The organism is Salinicola salarius (assembly GCF_002179555.1).
GTDB classification, from domain to species: domain Bacteria; phylum Pseudomonadota; class Gammaproteobacteria; order Pseudomonadales; family Halomonadaceae; genus Salinicola; species Salinicola salarius_A.
In genome coordinates this window covers 24,392-40,679 of record NZ_NHOU01000003.1, presented here as the reverse complement: position 1 = coordinate 40,679, position 16,288 = coordinate 24,392, and the positions used below count along the sequence as shown (strand labels likewise).

The 16,288-nt window shown below is 64.5% G+C and carries 13 protein-coding genes; 7 read left to right on the top strand and 6 right to left on the bottom strand.

Annotated elements, in window-relative coordinates:
* Positions 1-189 precede the first annotated feature (189 nt).
* The 3 genes from zipA to CCD76_RS03415 all read left to right on the top strand — a co-directional run bounded on the left by zipA (position 190) and on the right by CCD76_RS03415 (position 3,899).
* Positions 190-1,431, top strand: a complete 1,242-nt coding sequence (gene zipA, locus CCD76_RS03425; protein WP_087718157.1) for a cell division protein ZipA — start codon at positions 190-192, stop codon at positions 1,429-1,431.
* A gap of 165 nt (positions 1,432-1,596) precedes the next feature.
* Positions 1,597-3,633, top strand: a complete 2,037-nt coding sequence (gene ligA / locus CCD76_RS03420; RefSeq protein WP_087718156.1) for an NAD-dependent DNA ligase LigA — start codon at positions 1,597-1,599, stop codon at positions 3,631-3,633.
* Positions 3,630-3,899: a YheU family protein gene (locus CCD76_RS03415; RefSeq protein ID WP_087718155.1), complete on the top strand. Its 270-nt coding sequence runs from the start codon at positions 3,630-3,632 to the stop codon at positions 3,897-3,899. Before ligA ends, CCD76_RS03415 begins: the two co-directional genes overlap by 4 nt.
* Positions 3,900-4,313: 414 nt before the next feature.
* Here the strand turns inward: CCD76_RS03415 and CCD76_RS03410 are convergent, their stop codons facing one another.
* Positions 4,314-5,627: a 2-hydroxycarboxylate transporter family protein gene (locus tag CCD76_RS03410; protein ID WP_087718154.1), complete on the bottom strand. Its 1,314-nt coding sequence runs from the start codon at positions 5,625-5,627 to the stop codon at positions 4,314-4,316.
* A gap of 344 nt (positions 5,628-5,971) precedes the next feature.
* On the opposite strand from CCD76_RS03410, the gene CCD76_RS03405 reads away from it, so the two are divergent.
* On the top strand, positions 5,972-7,573 hold the full coding sequence (locus CCD76_RS03405; RefSeq protein WP_256961074.1) for an ATP-binding protein: 1,602 nt from the start codon (positions 5,972-5,974) through the stop codon (positions 7,571-7,573).
* A 3-nt stretch (positions 7,574-7,576) separates the two neighbouring features.
* The gene (locus CCD76_RS03400; RefSeq protein WP_087718152.1) at positions 7,577-8,308 is read left to right on the top strand and encodes a response regulator; all 732 of its coding nucleotides are present in this window, start codon (positions 7,577-7,579) and stop codon (positions 8,306-8,308) included.
* Between the two features lie 97 nt (positions 8,309-8,405).
* Here CCD76_RS03400 and mnmC read toward each other — a convergent pair whose 3' ends face one another.
* The 3 genes from mnmC to CCD76_RS03385 form a co-directional block, all read right to left on the bottom strand.
* The gene (mnmC, locus tag CCD76_RS03395; protein ID WP_087718151.1) at positions 8,406-10,439 is read right to left on the bottom strand and encodes a bifunctional tRNA (5-methylaminomethyl-2-thiouridine)(34)-methyltransferase MnmD/FAD-dependent 5-carboxymethylaminomethyl-2-thiouridine(34) oxidoreductase MnmC; all 2,034 of its coding nucleotides are present in this window, start codon (positions 10,437-10,439) and stop codon (positions 8,406-8,408) included.
* 215 nt (positions 10,440-10,654) lie between these two features.
* Complete coding sequence (locus CCD76_RS03390; RefSeq protein ID WP_087718150.1) at positions 10,655-10,954, bottom strand: YciI family protein; 300 nt, start codon at positions 10,952-10,954, stop codon at positions 10,655-10,657.
* Positions 10,954-11,505 (bottom strand): septation protein A, encoded by a 552-nt coding sequence (locus CCD76_RS03385; RefSeq protein WP_087718149.1) that lies wholly within the window; start codon positions 11,503-11,505, stop codon positions 10,954-10,956. Before CCD76_RS03385 ends, CCD76_RS03390 begins: the two co-directional genes overlap by 1 nt.
* Positions 11,506-11,615: 110 nt before the next feature.
* On the opposite strand from CCD76_RS03385, the gene CCD76_RS03380 reads away from it, so the two are divergent.
* Complete coding sequence (locus CCD76_RS03380) at positions 11,616-12,539, top strand: PHP domain-containing protein (RefSeq protein ID WP_087718323.1); 924 nt, start codon at positions 11,616-11,618, stop codon at positions 12,537-12,539.
* Positions 12,540-12,655: 116 nt separating this feature from the next.
* A complete protein-coding gene (locus CCD76_RS03375) occupies positions 12,656-13,276 on the top strand; it encodes an L-threonylcarbamoyladenylate synthase (protein ID WP_087718148.1) in 621 nt (206 codons plus the stop codon).
* A gap of 83 nt (positions 13,277-13,359) precedes the next feature.
* On the opposite strand, the gene CCD76_RS03370 is transcribed toward CCD76_RS03375, so the two are convergent.
* Together CCD76_RS03370 and CCD76_RS03365 are read right to left on the bottom strand one after the other, a co-directional pair.
* Positions 13,360-15,072, bottom strand: coding sequence for a methyl-accepting chemotaxis protein (locus CCD76_RS03370; protein ID WP_087718147.1), 1,713 nt, complete (start codon positions 15,070-15,072; stop codon positions 13,360-13,362).
* Positions 15,073-15,187: 115 nt separating this feature from the next.
* Positions 15,188-16,075 carry an ion transporter gene (locus CCD76_RS03365; protein WP_087718146.1) on the bottom strand — a complete coding sequence of 296 codons (888 nt, stop codon included), beginning with the start codon at positions 16,073-16,075 and terminating at the stop codon, positions 15,188-15,190.
* Positions 16,076-16,288: the final 213 nt, after the last annotated feature.

The window sequence follows — 16,288 nt, the reverse complement described above, 5'->3', positions numbered from 1 at the left end:
AACCGGCTAATGACGTAATAGGATGTCTCGCATGGGATGGAATTGAAGGGTGATTGCTGATGGGAAAAACTTCGCTTGACAAAGAAAAAGTAGCCCATTTTTGACAAATCACGCTATGCTAGTGCGAACATGCCATAGGCATGTTGTCCTCTTCCAGCATAGTGGCACCGCGAACAGGCAAGACGACCCATGGAACTAAGAGAGTGGCTGATCATCCTGGGGCTGGTTTTGGTGGCGACCATCGTGATCGATGGTTTCCGTCGTCTTCAGCGCCAACGTCGGGTTCCACGCCTAGATCAGGCGATCGGAGACAGCGAATCCGACGCCGGATCCGACGTGGATCCGGAACAGGCGGCCCGCGAGGCCGAGGTCAACTGGGAATTGCCCAATGGAGGGGCACGTGTCGTACGTCCGGCGACGTTTGAACGCAGTGGCAATGGTTCGGAACCGATCAGGCCTTCCGAACCCAAGCGCCAGGAACGAATTCCGAAAGAGGAACTGCAGCGCAGCATCGTCGATCGCCGAACGCGCTCCTCGTTCGCCGACATGCAGCACAACGTCAAGAGCGCCGTTCGCGCGGGTGCCAAACGCGTCAGCGAATCGGCTCATCGCCTGAGCCACAAGCGCGACGCGGAAGAAACACGGGTTCAGAAGACGACGGAGCGCCACCAGGAGCCGAGTCTGGCATCTCGGGAAACCGACGTCGCCGAACCATCGAGCCAGCTGCAGATCACGACGCTGGTGCCGCCCGAGGGCGCGTCGATTTCGTATGACGGTGACCGTGTGGCCAGCGAGGCGCACTCGGCCGATCAGCCCGAGCCCACCCTCTCGGAACGCCGTGTCGAACCGGAGACGGCAGAAGGGTCCGTCGCGCCAGCCGAGGATGCCGACGTATCGCCACGAAACGACGTCGTGACGCAGCATCCGGCGGTGGAGCGTGCCAAGCGTCATCACGTGAGTGCCGCTCGTGCCCGCGAAACCCTGGCGCATTCCGAGGAGATCATCGTCATCAGTGTGCTGGCGAGAACCGAAGATGGGTTCGACGGTGCCGATCTGCTCAACCTGATGCTGGCCTGCGGCCTGCGTTTCAGCGAGATGGGCATTTTCCATCGCTACGAGACCGAAGCGGACGACAGCGAGCTGCAATTCTCGATGGTCAACGTGGTCAAGCCGGGCGTCTTCGATCTCGACAACATGCAGGAGATCGTGACGCCGGGGGTGACCTTCCTGATGCCGCTGCCGGGCGCCAACGACACCTCGGCCGCCTTCGAGGCGATGCTGGAAACCGCGATGGTGCTGGTGCGCAATCTCGGTGGCGAGCTCAAGGACGAGAACCACAGCGTGATGACCGCCCAGACGATCGAGTTCGCGCGTCAACGGGTGCAGGAGTTCGAGCGCCGCCATCGGTTGCATCGCTATCAAGCCAATTGAGTTGGCAAAGGCTCGAAATGAGCCGGACTTGACGACGGGGCCTTTCGGGGCCCCGTCGTCGTTTCGTTTCCTCGTTCGGCCTGAGTCGGGGCTCCGCGTTACGGCAGCCGTGATCGGCTTCCGCTACAATGCGGGTCACTTTGTGCAGCGATCGAATCGAGCGTCATGAGCCAGATCCCCCAAGCGGTCCTCGAGCGGGCCGATGCCCTGCGCCAGCAGTTGGACGATGCCAACTATCACTATTACGTCGAAGATCAGCCGCAGATTCCGGATATCGAGTACGACAAGCTGCTGCGCGAGCTGCAGTCGCTGGAAGCCGATCATCCCGACCTGGTGACGCCGGATTCACCGACGCAGCGTGTCGGGGCTTCGCCGGCCGAACGCTTTCGGGAAGTGACGCATGCCGTGCCGATGCTGTCGCTCGATAATGCGTTCAGCACGGAAGAACTCGAGGCATTCGTCAAACGTGTCGCCGACAAGCTCGAGAGTGACTCGGAGACGCTGAGGTTCTGCTGCGAACCCAAGCTCGACGGGCTGGCGGTGTCGCTGGTCTACGAGAACGGCCGGCTGGTCCAGGGCGCAACGCGTGGCGACGGGCGGACCGGCGAAGACGTCACGCTCAACCTGCGTACGCTCCACTCCATCCCCCTCAAGCTGCGGGGCAAGTCGGTGCCGCCGCTGATCGAGGTGCGCGGCGAAGTCTATATGCGCCACTCAGGCTTCGAGGCGATGAACGAGCGTGCGCGGGAGAACGGCGACAAGGTCTTCGCCAACCCGCGCAATGCCGCTGCCGGCAGCCTCCGGCAGCTGGATTCCTCGATCGCCGCCAAACGGCCATTGGAGTTCTGTGCCTATCAGGTCGCCCGGCTCGAGGGGGACGACAGCGCGCAATCCCATTCCGACTATCTGAAGCGATTGCGCGAGCTGGGTTTCCGTACCAGCCCGCTGCTCGATGTCGTCGAGGGCGCGAGCGGCGTCGTCTCGTTCTGCCAGACGCTGGGCGAGCAGCGCGAGACGCTCGATTACGACATCGACGGCGCCGTGCTGAAGGTCGACAGCCTGCGCGATCAGCGCGAGCTGGGCTTCGTCTCCCGCGCGCCGCGCTGGGCCATCGCCTACAAATACCCGGCCCAGGAGCAGACCACGACGCTCAACGACGTGGCGTTTCAGGTCGGTCGCGTCGGTACGCTGACGCCGGTGGCCAAGCTGGAGCCGGTGCAGGTCGCTGGCGTGACGGTCTCCAACGCCACGCTGCACAACATGGACGAGGTCGAGCGGCTCGGTGTTCGCATCGGCGATACCGTGATCGTGCGGCGAGCCGGCGACGTCATTCCGCAGATCGTCGGTGTCGTCGAGTCGCAGCGCCCGGAGGGGGCGCGTGCCATCGAGATGCCGACGGCCTGCCCGGTCTGCGGCTCGCAGATCGAGCGGCTGGAAGGCGAGGTCGCGGCGCGCTGTTCCGGTGGCCTTTACTGCCCGGCGCAGCGCAAGGAGGCGTTGAAGCACTTCGCCAGCCGGCGCGCGCTGGATATCGACGGTCTCGGCGAGAAGCTGATCGATCTGCTGGTCGAACGCGAGTGGGTCAAGACGCCGGCCGATCTGTTCCGATTGAGAGCCGAACGACTCGCCGAACTGCCCCGGCTGGCGGAAAAATCCGCGAACAACCTCGTCCATTCGCTCGAGGCGGCCAAGCACACCACGCTGGCGCGTTTCGTCTACGCCATCGGCATCCGTGAAGTGGGCGAAGCCACGGCGGCCAGCCTGGCGCGCCACTTCGGTACGCTCCAGGCGCTGCGCGAAGCCTCGCTGGAGGCCTTGAAGGCTGTCGACGATGTCGGCCCCGTGGTGGCCCACCATATCCATACTTTCTTCCGTCAGACACACAACCAGGAAACGCTGGACGACCTGCTGAAGGTGGGCGTGACCTGGGAAGAGGAGGCTATCGGCGAACGGCCGCAGCCGCTGGCAGGGCAGACCTGGGTGTTGACCGGCAGCCTGGAGGGCATGACTCGTGACGAAGGCAAGGCGCGCCTGCAGGCGCTCGGCGCCAAGGTCGCCGGCAGCGTCTCGAAGAAGACCGCTACCGTCGTCGCCGGGCCCGGTGCCGGCAGCAAGCTGACCAAGGCCGAAGAGCTGGGCGTCGAGGTGATCGACGAAGCCACGTTCATCGAACGGCTGAACGCATGGGAGGCAGGAACATGAGTGGACGCTTCATCGAAATCCCGCACCGCATGCTGCCCGCGGAAACGCTGGATGCGCTGCTGGAGACGTTCGTCACGCGGCAGGGGTACGACACCACCGATGTCGCGACGGACATGCATGACTGGGTGCGGGATCTCAAGCGGCAACTCGAGCGGAGCGAGTTGCTGATCGTTCACGACCTGCAGACCGAGAGCACCGAGGTGATGACCCTGGCCCAGTGGCGCAGCTTCGGGCGGGATCTGGCCGATGACGAGGAGGAAGGCTAAACGGTGCGTCCGTTTTGCCAGATGACTAATTCGAGCAGCATTTGCTTACCACTGACCGAGCATCAACCGCCCTTTTGCTCATTATTGCGAGGGGCAAGCCCCTCGCGCTCCCCTTTCTTGACGCCCCAGACGGCGAAACCCTGAACGCCAACCGCCCGCGCTCGGGTCGGCGCGAAAGGGCATCCTGCCCAACGCGCCTCTCGCGTCATCCATGACGCGAGACCCGACGCGGCGATCGTCGTTCAGCGCCGTTCTGGAAGGCGTCATCGGGTGGGGAATTCAAGCGTATCGGTTTATCAGCAAACCAAAACGGCGCCCCGTCATTAAGAACAGGGGCGCCGTTTTGCTTTGTCACCTTTCTCGATGAAGAACAGCCGTTGTCAGGTGAAGGCCACTATCAGGTGAAGGTCGCCATCAAGTAAAGAATAGCGGCACCACGATACTGGAGATCAGCAGGATCAGCGCGCCACCCAAGCGTGAGGAGATCTGGGCGAACGGCATCAACTGCATGCGCTTGGCAGCGGAGAGCACGGCCACGTCCCCGGTGCCGCCCATATTGGCCATGCACAGCCCGGCGGTGATCGCGGACTCGATCGGATAGAAGCCGACCAGCTTGCCGACCAGGCCGGCGCCGAAGGCTGCACCGGCGACGACAGCGAACACGATCAACACGTAGGTGATGGAGATGGCGTCGATCACCTGGGCGAGATCGGTGTAGGCAATGCCGATCCCGAACAGCAGGGCGAAGGTCCAGTTCTTGGCAACGAACTGGAACCACTGCGCCGCGGCGTCGTTGATCGATTCCGGCACCACGTTGGCGATCTTGAGAACGGCGACCAGAATGATCATCAGCGCGTACGGATGCAGCGGAATGAACCCGCCCAGAATCTCGCCGCCGACGAAGAAGGTGAGTGCGGCGACGACGCCGATGCCCAGCTTGGAGAGCTCTAGCTTGCTCTCGCGCTCTTCGATTTCCACGCCCGGCATCATCTGGCCGTTGCCAGTCAGGCTCGGCATGCGGTTGGCCAGGCCGTTGAGCAGGCCGGCGATGATGATGGCGAAGACGTTACCCAGGGCCAGCGCCGGCACCAGGATGGAAATGTAGTAGCTCGCCGGCTGGCCCAGCAGCTGCTCGTAGATCTGGCTCATCGGTACGGCGCCGGCGCCCATGCCGCCGCCCATGATCGGCAGGGCGATGACGACGACAGCGTCCTGCGGCGAGAAGCCCATCATCCAGCCGACGGCGATCGCGAACAGGGCGGCGAATAGCACGGCGCAGATCAACGGCAGAGCGTAGCGCGAGCCGACCTTGACCAGCACGCGGGAGTCCATGCCCAGAATGCTGCCGGTGATCAGCGCGGCGATGTAGAAGTTGAGGAAGCCGCCGCCCTTCATGAACTGGGTCACGTTGTCGACGACGCTGGTCGGCAGCCACTGGACGTAGACCAGCGCTGCGGCGCCGAAGATGGCCAGGATCGCGCCGCCGCCAAGATAGCTCTTGACGATCGGCAGCCGATCACCGATGAAGCCCATGAGTTCGCCCAGGATCATCATCACCAGCAGGGCGCCGATCATCCCGGTCGGGATCGTGTCCGTCGCCATGGAGATGATCAGAACGAGGGTGGCGATGGCGAAAAGCGGTAGGGGAATGCCGAAGATCGGCGTCGACAGCCAGCTGTCTCGACGGCCGGAATCGGCGTGTGCAGTTTGCGTCACGGTTGAAGTCATGGTTGGCTCCCCATGGATTCTCGCCCAAAGGGCGATAAGCGGTATTCTTGCCCGGCGGGCGGTACGGTGCCGAGGATAGAGACCTCACGGTGTCGACCAAGCTTTAGGAAATTATTAAAGCCTTTATAAACTATTGAAAGAAACGCGCTCGAGAGCTGCATACACACGGCCTGGAGGGTATACCACCATGGTCTAAAGCCATGGCGGTTACCGACCGGTTACCTCGAGGGCGGCTGTTGCGGCCGGCATTGTGAAAAGGAGTGGCGGAAGATGTTCGGATTGGCTCGATGCGGCGGCAGGCTTGGCGAGATTGGAACCACGCTCCCGCCTGCGAGGAACGTGGCGTGAAACGGCTACGTCTGAGTGCCCAGATATTCATCCTGGTCGCCAGCATGATCGTGCTGACGCTGGGCGTGGCGCTGTTGCTGTTCAACTACCAGCTGCGCGCCAATCTCGAGGACACCCAGGGCGAGAGGGTGATGGGGCTGGCGGCGGTGCTGGCCGATCGCAGTGACGTCAAGACGGCGCTCTCCGCCCGCCCCATCGTCCACGATCCCGATTCCGCCTTGCGCCAGCAGATCGAGAGACTGCGCGAGCGGCTGGGGGTGGATTTCATCACCGTCATGGATCTCGATCATCTGCGCCTGACGCATCCCGATCCCGACGAGGTCGGGCGGCATTTCCGGGGTGGCGACGAAGACCCCTCGCTGGCCGGGGAATCCTACGTCTCTCGCTCGGAGGGCACGCTGGGCGTCAGCATTCGCGGATTCTCGCCAGTGCTCGATGCCGGCGGTACGGTCATCGGCGCCGTCTCGACCGGGGTCACGCTCAACCGTGTCGGCCTGTTGCTGGCCGAACGCCGCCAGGGTCTGCTGCTGGGTATCGCACTGCTGATGCTGATCGGCGCCTCGGGCGCCTGGTGCCTGGCGCGCTATATCAAGCGGATCCTGCTGGGGTTCGAGCCGCACCAGATATCCCAGTGGGTTCGGGAGCGTCAGGCGATGCTCTCCTCGCTGCACGAAGGGGTGCTGGCGATCAATGGCGAGGGAGAGATCACGCTGGTCAATCCGGCGGCTTGCCAATTGCTGGGCTCCTCGGCGGCGGCCGACGGTTCGGGGATTCCGGCCGCGACGCTGAAGGAGCTGTTCGACAGCGGCATTCCCTCGCTCGACCGCCGGCTGACGCTGAACGGGCGAGCGCTGATCGTCAATCGCGTGCCCATTCGCGGCGAACGCGGTGCCGACGGAAGCGTGGTGACGCTGCGGGATCGCAGCGAAGTGAATCGGCTCGCCGAAGAGCTGACCGGCGTCAGCCGATACGCCCAGGCGCTGCGCGCCTCCACCCATGAATTCAAGAACCGGCTGCACGTGATCCTGGGGCTCGTGCAGCTGCGCGATCTGGGGCGCCTGGAGCGTTACCTGCGCGAGCTCGACGACACCCTGATCGCGCCGGCGGCGGCCCGGATTGCCGGGGTCAGGGACCCGATCCTGGCCGGCTTTCTTCTGGCCAAGGGCAGCGAGGCCAGAGAGCGGCGAGTGGCGTTCGAGATCGATCTGGAAAGCGAGATACCCGCACCCGACGAAAGCGAGATCATCCATCTTCTGGTATCGATCATCGGCAATCTGGTGGAGAACGCGTTCGAGGCGGTGGCCGGGCGCGAGGCGCCTCAGGTGAGCCTGACACTGGGCGTCGATGCCGGCGCGCTCTCGCTGCATGTATCGGACAACGGTAAAGGCATGGCCGAAGATCAGCAGCGGCTGGCCATGAAGCAGGGAGTCTCCTCCAAGGGCGAAGGGCGAGGCTATGGGCTGGCCATGGTCAAGACGCACGTGGAATCGCTCGGTGGCTCGCTGGCCCTCTATTCGACGCTGGGGCGTGGCACGCTGGTCGAGGTGACAGTACCCTATGCCATGGCGGTAACGCGGGTAACCGACGGAGTGACGTGATCCATGCGCGTACTGGTAGTAGAAGATGATCCGATGGTGATGCGGCTCAATGTCGAGTTTCTCAATCGTATCGACGGCATCGATCTGGTGGCGCAATGCGAAGACTTGCCGGCGGCCAGGGACTTGCTGGCGCGGGAGCCGGTGGACCTGCTGCTGCTCGATGTCTATCTCCGCGAGCACAACGGCCTGTCGCTGGTACGCGACCTGCGCCGCCAGGCCAGGGATATCCAGATCGTGCTGATCACGGCGGCCTCGGAAATGGAAACCGTGCGTGAAGCCAAGCATCTCGGCGTCAGCGACTATCTGGTCAAGCCCTTCGAGTTCGAGCGCTTCAAGGAGGCCCTGACGCGCTGTCTGGATACGCACCGGCGGCTGTCGCGGCTGCCGGCGCGCGCGCACCAGCGCGATCTGGATGCGCTGTTCCGCCGCGAGTCGATTGCCGCCCAGCCGGCCCGCCCCGGCGATTTGCCCAAGGGGCTGACGGCCAATTCGCTCGCTCAGGTGGCGAGAGCCGCCGCCGAACAGGACGGGGCGCCTTTCACCACCGAGGCGCTGAGCGAGAACACCGGCATGTCGCGGGTGTCGGTGCGCAAGTACCTCAAGCATCTGGTGGATCGCGGCGTGCTCGAGGAGTCCTTCCATTACGGCCAGATCGGCCGTCCTTCCTTTACCTACCGTTGCCTCGATGGCGAGACGCTGGCGCATCTGGGAGAGACCGGCACGCCGGGCTCGTGAGGCGAGGAAACCCGATTGACGATTCCGCTGGGCAACACGGCGTCAATCGGAGGCTCCCCGGACCGCAGGTGTCGTATCAGCGCCCGCAGGGGCCGTATCAGCGCCCGCGAATCAGGTCGGCGATGAGGCGTCGACCGGGGTGGAGGTGATCCACCAGCTCGCGCTCCAGCGGCATCGGTTCATCGTATAGCCGCGAGGCGATCAGTTCGGCACACAGCGGGGCACTGACCATGCCGCGGGAACCGTGCGCGGTCGTTATCCACAATCCCGGATAGTGGCTGCCGGGGCAGTCGAAGCGACGCTTGGCATCCTTGCCCAGCGCGGCGTAATTGCTGCGCCAGCGCGCGACGTCCGGCAGCGGCCCGGCGTAGGGCGTCTTGTCCGGGCTGGCGGCACGAACGCTGGCGCGGCCGCCGCAGCTGGCGGGATTGATTCCGGCAAACTGGCGGGCCAGCGCCGGAGCCGTTCGCGCCAGCTCGTCGAGGTTGCGGCGATGATCCGATTCGCGCAGCGTCGTATCGGCATCGTTGGGCGAAAAGGTCGCGCCGAAGGTGAGCATTCCGTCCCGGGCCGGCATTACGTAGCCCTCGGCGCAGAGCACGCGCTCCAGGGTCGGACCGTTGCCGGACTCGGTCTGCTGCGGTAGCGCCAGGGTGGATACCTGGCCGCGAACCGATTGCAGCGGCAGACCGTCGAGCCAGTCGTGGCTGGCGTGGCCGGTGGCGAACACGACCTGATCGACGCGCAGCGGGCTCTGGCCCAGCTGCAACTGCCAGCCGCTTTCCGTCTCCCGCAGTGAACGGAGTTCGGCCTGGTGTGTTTCGACGCCGGGCGTCGCCGCGAGGTGATGACACAGCGCCACCGGATCCACCCAGCCCGCCTGCGGATAATAGAGAGCAGCCTGGTCCAGATCGATGCCGGCGAGCGACGTGGCGTCGGCGGCCTCACTGGCGGAGACGACGGTCGACGGCAGGTCGTAGAGGTTCAGGAACCGGCGCTGGCGTTCGATGCCACGCGCATCCCCGGTCAGTTGCAGCAGCCCGCAGTCCGACCACCAGCGGCGCTGGGGATCGAGGCGCGCCAGCCAGCGCTGCGTGTAGAGCAGCGCGGCGAGATAGAAGCGGCTCTGTAGGTTGGGTTCGATCGCCAGTTTGACGTAGAGCGCGGCCTGAGGATTGCCGGAGGCCCCGGCCGCGATGCCGGTACGATCCACCAGCGTCACCCGACTGCCTCGGCGCGCCAGTGCCGCCGCCACGCTGGTGCCGGCGATACCGGCGCCGATCACGGCCACGTGCGCCGCCGGCCGGGCGGGCGGCGGCTGAAACCAGGGTGTCGCCGCTCGGGCGGAAATGGCCTCGGACGCAGGCCGCGCCGATTCGTCCCGCTCGCCGCGCAGCATCTCGCGCTTGCGGCCAAAGCCCGGCACCTTGCGCCAGCGGAAGCCGGCCGCGGCCAGGCCTCGGCGAACGAATCCCGCGCAGGTGAAAGTGGCAAAGGTCGCCTCTGGCCGGCTGGCGGCGGCCATGGCCTCGAACAGCTCGGGCCGCCACATGTCGGGATTCTTCGACGGCGCGAAACCATCGAGGAACCAGGCATCGACCTGACCGTCCAGCCGCGACAGACAGTCCGCGGCATCGCCGAAGTGAAGATCTAGAGTGACGCGGGCATCCAGTTGCAGCCGGTGGATACCGGCCACGGCCGGCGGCCACTGGTCGATCAGCGAAGCGGCCCGGGACGCCAGTTGCGGCCAGCTGCGCCAGGCGCGTTCCAGTGCCTCGCGGGTGAGCGGATGCTTCTCGGTCGAGACGAGGTGCAGTCTGGCCTCCGCCTGGGCGTGCTCGTCGAAGCACGCCCAGGCGCACAGCATGTTGAGCCCGGTGCCGAAGCCGGTCTCGCCGATCGTGAACGGACGCCGAGCCCGCCAGGCGGCCAGACGCCGTGGCAGGTCGTTGTTGTCGATGAAAACGAAGCGGGTCTCCTCGCGGCCATCCTGACGCGAGAAATAGACATCGTCGTAAGCGGTCGAGAAGGGGGCCTCGACGTCACCATCGTCGACACGCCAGTCCAGCTCGGCATGTCGGATGGAATAGCGGAGGGCATGGCGGTGAGGAGAAGCCGAGTTGCCGGTCATGGTTTCCAAGTCCAGCGCCGCCAGGCAATCGCTTCAGGAAAGCCAGGCGGCGAGCTGTATAAAAATTGAACACTTTCCGCCAGGCGGCGGCTTGTCGGCGGCGCGGGAAGCGGTCCGCGGGATCTTAACAGTGTTATCCACAGCCACTGTGCAAAACCATGACGCGAGCGGTTGTGGATAACGGCAATGCCGAGGCGATGACGGGAATCGCGAAGTCAGGGAAGTACCCGCTTGAACGGCTTGACCTGCACCTGCGAGTAGACGCCGGCGGCGACGTACGGGTCGGCATCGGCCCAGCGCTGCGCGGCTTCGAGCGATTCGAACTCGGCCACGATCAGGCTGCCGCTGAAGCCGGCCTCGCCCGGGTTGTCGCTGTCGATGGCCGGATGGGGACCGGCGAGCACGAGTCGGCCTTCGTCTTTCAGCGCCTCCAGGCGTTCGACGTGCGCCGGGCGAACCGAGAGCCGCTTTTCCAGGCTGTCGTCGACATCGTCACTGATAATGGCGTAGAGCATCAGGAACCTTCCTCCGATTGTGATTGCGAAAGGTGGCGGGCCAGGAACAGGGCCTGCCCGACCACGAACAGCAGCGTCAGTCCCAGCATGCCGAAAAGCTTGAAGTCGACCCAGGTCGCCTCGTCGTAGTAGCTGAAGACATAGACATTGAGCGCCGCCATGGCGAAGAAGAACAGCACCCACGCCAGATTGAGCCGCCGCCACACGGCCGCGGGCAGCGATACCGCCTTGCCCATCATCCGCTGGGTCAGCGTCTGCCCGCCGAACAGCGGCGACAGCAGAAATGCGACGCCGAACAGCGCATTGATGACGGTGGGTTTCCACTGAATGAAGGCCGGGTTGCGAAACGCGATGGTGGCGCCGGCCGAGGCGATCACGATGATCGAGGTGATCAGCAGCATCTTCTCGATGCGGCGCTGACGCCACCAGACGATGCCCAATTGCGCCACGGTAGCGGGAATCAGCACCATCGTCGCCATGATGATGTCGCCGCTCAGGTGGTACACGGCGAAGAAGATCGCGATGGGCAGAAAGTCGAACAGCAGTTTCATACGGGCTAGGCCTCTGGCGGGTGGTGGCGGCGCAGACGTTTGACCCGGCTCGTCGCGCCCGTCACCATAGTCGATCTATTCTGACAAAGACGCTGGCTGGCGTCATGCCCATGAGCGTTTTTCCCACCGATGATCGCGAGACTCGTTCGTTGACGCTGCCAGAAACGCTGGAAAGCGTTCGCGGGGTCGATCTGCACCTGCACTCCACGTCTTCCGACGGCAAGCTTTCACCCACCGAACTGGCGGACCTGTGCCATGCCCGCGGGATGACGCACGTCGCGCTGACCGACCACGACACGCTCGATGGCGTCGAGGAAGCGCGACAGCGATGCCGTCACCATGGCATCCACCTGATGGCGGCCGCCGAGCTCTCCTGCCAGTGGCGGGGCATCGCGCTTCACATCGTGGCGCTGTTGCCCCACGGCACCTCCCGCGCCCTCGATGCCGGCCTGGCGTCGCTGGCCCACGCCCGCGAGCTGCGATCCCGAGAAATTGCCCACCGTCTGGAAAAGGTCGGCCTGGACGACGGGCTCGCCAGGGCGCGGCGGGAAGCGGGAAGCGAGCGCCCGCTGGGGCGGCCGGATTTCGCGGCAGCGCTGGTCTCCGCCGGCGTGGTGCCGGATATCAAGACGGCGTTCAAACGCTACCTTGGCGCCGGCAAGCGCGGCGACGTCAGGATGCACTGGCCGGAGCTGGCGACGGTGGTCGGCTGGATTCGCGACGCCCAAGGCATCGCCGTCGTTGCGCATCCGCTGCGCTACGGCATGACCCGGCGCAAGCGCGATCTGATGTTCTCGGCCTTCATCGAAGCCGGCGGCGAAGCGGCGGAGCTGGTCAGCGGCTACCAGAATCCGGATACGACCCACGACCTGGCCCGACAGCTCGACTTCCATGGCCTGTACGGCTCGATCGGCAGCGATTTCCACTATCCCGGCGGTGCGCTGTCGCCCGGGACGATCAGTCCGCCGCCGCGCTCCCACGTCAGGCCGGTGTGGTGTCATCCGTCCCTGCGAGGCTTTGCCTGCGGCGAATGACGCGGCGTCTGTTACGCTGAAAGCGGTGACGCTCGAAATAGCGAGAGTCATCCTACGGACGACCGCTGTCATGCGTGTCGTGGCGGGTTTCCAAAGCGGTTTCAGGAGAGCGTGCAATGACCCAATTCTTCCAGATTCATTCGCAGAATCCGCAGAAGCGTCTGATCGACCAGGCTATCGAGATCCTGCGTCAGGGCGGCGTGATCGCCTATCCCACCGACTCCGGCTACGCGCTGGGCTGCCGGTTGGGCGAAAAGAAGGCGATCGAGAAGATCAAGTGGCTGCGCCAGCTCGACGACCGCCACAACTTTACCCTGGTGTGCTCCGACCTGTCGGAAATCGGCACCTACGCCAAGGTCGACAACAGCGTGTTCCGCCTGCTCAAGTCGCATACGCCCGGCGCCTACACCTTCATTCTCAGCGCCACCAGCGAAGTGCCGCGTCTGCTGTTGCATCCCAAGCGCCGTTCGATCGGCGTCCGGGTGCCGGATCACAAGATCACGCATGCCCTGCTCGATGCCCTCGGCGAGCCGTTGATGAGCGTGACGCTGATCCCGGTGGGAGAGACCTTGCCGATGACCGACGCGGAAGAGATCCGCGAGCGCTTCGGTGCGCATCTGGAGCTGATCATCGACGGCGGTGCCTGTCAGCTCGAACCGACCACCGTGGTCGATCTGCGCGAGATCCCGCCGGTGATCGTCCGCGAAGGGCGGGGTGATTCCGAAGCCTTCCGTTAGGCGAAATCTCGAACTGCACCGTCATTTTTCCAACGCCACGGCGGTTCCACTCGCGGGAAGACGCCGTGGCGCCGGCATCTCGCTCACGCCGGTAACGGTTCAGGGGCCTCGTGTCTCGCATCGGCTATCGACCTCGCCTCGGCGTTGGGCCTGTCATCCGTGGCCGAGCTCGCCTCGACGGGCGCGGCAGGGGCGTGCGAACCCGGTAGGGACGTCGCGGCTGCGGCAGCGGATGACGATGCCACCAGCTTGAACGCATCGCAGCGTTCCTGCTGGCGCTGAGCGCGGTCGTCGAGATCCCGCGTGGCGTGGAGCGTCCGCTCCGCCAGCGCGACATTGCGCTGGGTGGCGGCATCGATGGCGTTGATGGCCTGATCGATCTGGCGAATGCCGTCGCGCTGTTGCTGGCAGGAGAGGGCGATGCCGTCCAGCAGCTCGCTGAGCCGCTGGCTGGAACCCACGGCCGTGGTCAGCGTTTCCCCGGCGCCGACCAGTACGTGGGTGCCTTGCTGCACTTGGCGATGCGTGCCTTCGATCTGCTCGCGAATCGTTCCGGCGGCCTCGGCGGAGCGAGCCGACAGGCGGCGAACCTCTTCGGCGACCACCGCGAATCCGCGCCCCTGCGTGCCAGCCCGGGCGGCCTCGACCGATGCGTTGAGTGCCAGCAGATTGGTCTGGAAAGCCAGCGAGTCGATCATGGCGATCACTTCCAGCGAGGCTTCGGAGCGGGCCTGGGCAGCCTGCATTTCACTGATCGCCGTCGAGACATGTTCCCCGCTGGAATCGATCCGGCGCTGGTTTTCCGCCGACAGGGCTCGCCCCTGATCGGCATGCTCCGCCGTGTGCGAGACGGTCGCGGTGATCTCTTCCATGCTTGCCGTGGTCTGCTGCAACGCCTGGGCCTGCTGTCGGCTCTGATCGTTGAGGGCGTGGCTGGCGTCGGTCAATTCCAGCGCGTCGTCACGTAGTGCCCGGCTTCCCTGTTGTAGCTGAGAGACCAGGTCCAGCAGCGCGAGCTGCATGGCATCCACGCCGGATTTGAGCAGTGCCATTTCGCGCACGCCCTGGGTCGACAGGCGTGTGCCGAGATCACCCTGGGCGATATCGGCGCAGTGTTTCCTGACTTCGCCAAGCGGGCGCAGCAGATGGCGCTGAAACAGGTAGAAAGCAAGCAGGACCAGCAGCGCAGTGACCGCCGCGGTTGCCGATAGCCCCAGTTGCAGGTGGCGAACGTTGCGCGCCATGGCCTCAGCGCCCGACGCCGCGTTGGCATTCGCGGCGGCGGTCAGCGTTGCGAGACTGGCATCCAGCGCTGCGGTCAGATCGCTGGCTTTCTGCACGCTGGCCTGATACGCCGAGACGTCCCAGGTCTTGAGCGAGTCGAAACCGGGCTGTATGCCGTCGTCGATCAGTGCCTGGAAACGGCTTTGCAGGTCGCGATTCGTCCGGCTCTGCTCCGAAGACGGGTCGCCCGTCGGGGAAAGGTCGGCAAGCCGCTGTTTCGCGTGGTCGAAGGTGGCTGCGGCCTGTGCCCACGTCTTCTTGGCGGGCTTGACGCGCAGGCGGTTGTAGTCGGTCTGGTAGCTGTCCAGCAGGACGCGGGTCTGCATCAGTGCCGCGTAGATTTCGCGCGCGGTGCCGAGCTGGACGACATTGAGTGTGTAGACGGAATCGAAGGCATCCCTGGCTTGCTTCATCGCCAGGTAGCTGCCACCTCCGATCAGTGACGTCAGCAGGGCGAAGAGCAGCAGCATGGCGATGAGGCCGCCCCGCAGCGTGAAACGAAACGATTTCATGACAGACTCCCGATGAATATGCACCGCTCGAGGCGGGCTCGAAGGAGTCTGTCGCGGTCATGTCACAGAATGATGACAAAAGGTCATGTTTCGCTGGCTTAGGGGCAGTGCAGAGTCAGTGCGACGGTTTACCGTCGGTGGCCGGCGTCTCGTCCTCATCGCGCGCATTCGGGTCCGGCGTCTCTTCATTGAGCCAGGTGCCGCAGAAGCGGCAATACTTGGCGTCACGCTCGTGGCCCTCGCGACCGCAGCCCGGGCAGGCTTCCTCGGAATAGCGCTCGCGCTGGATCGATCGGATCACTTCGGCCGAGAAGACCCCGGTAGGCACGGCGATGATCGAGTAGCCCAGGATCATCATGAAAGCGGAGATGAACTGCCCCAGCGGGGTCACGGGGGCGATATCGCCATATCCCACCGTGGTCAACGTGACGATTGCCCAGTACATCGACCGCGGCATGCTGGTGAAGCCTGCCTCCGGGGGCTCGATCATATAGATGACCGAGCCGAAGATCGTGATGATCAGCAGTATGGTGGTCAGGAACAGCAGAATCTTGCGCTGGCTGCGCTGCAGCGCTTCCACCAGCATGCGGCCTTCACCGACGAACTCCATGAGTCGAAGCACGCGAAACACCCGCAAGACTCGCAATACCCGCACCACCAGCAGCGATTGCGCGCCAGGTATGAAAAGGGCGAGCCAGGTGGGGAGGATCGCCAGCAGATCGAGGATGCCATAGAAGCTGCGCAGGTAGCGCAACGGCCGCTCGAGACAGTAGAGCCTGAGGACCAGCTCCAGCGTGAAGATTAGCGTGAAGCCCCACTCCACCACGTAGAAAATCTCTCCGAAGCGCTCGTGGAGCTCGGGCACGCTGTCGAGAAAGACGGTCGCCACGCTCACCAGAATGAGGGTGATCAGCGCAATGTCGAAAGCCTTGGCCTGTGGCGTGTCCGATTCGAAGATGATCTGGAATAGCCACTTGCGTAGCGATGAGTCGCCCGATTGCATCGATTGAGTTCCCGTCCCTGGTGTTGAGTGGCGCCGTAGCGCACGCCTGGCAATTCGTTTACGGCACATTTCAGTTCTCGGCGTGGATACCGATAATTACTTAGAATTGCTGGATGTCATTGGCCGTCAGCTCATGCGCGTTTGAAGTTCGTCGAGTCATTGCGATGTACCGGTACCATGCCCAGGCATAAACTGACGCGAGGGTAGTATTTT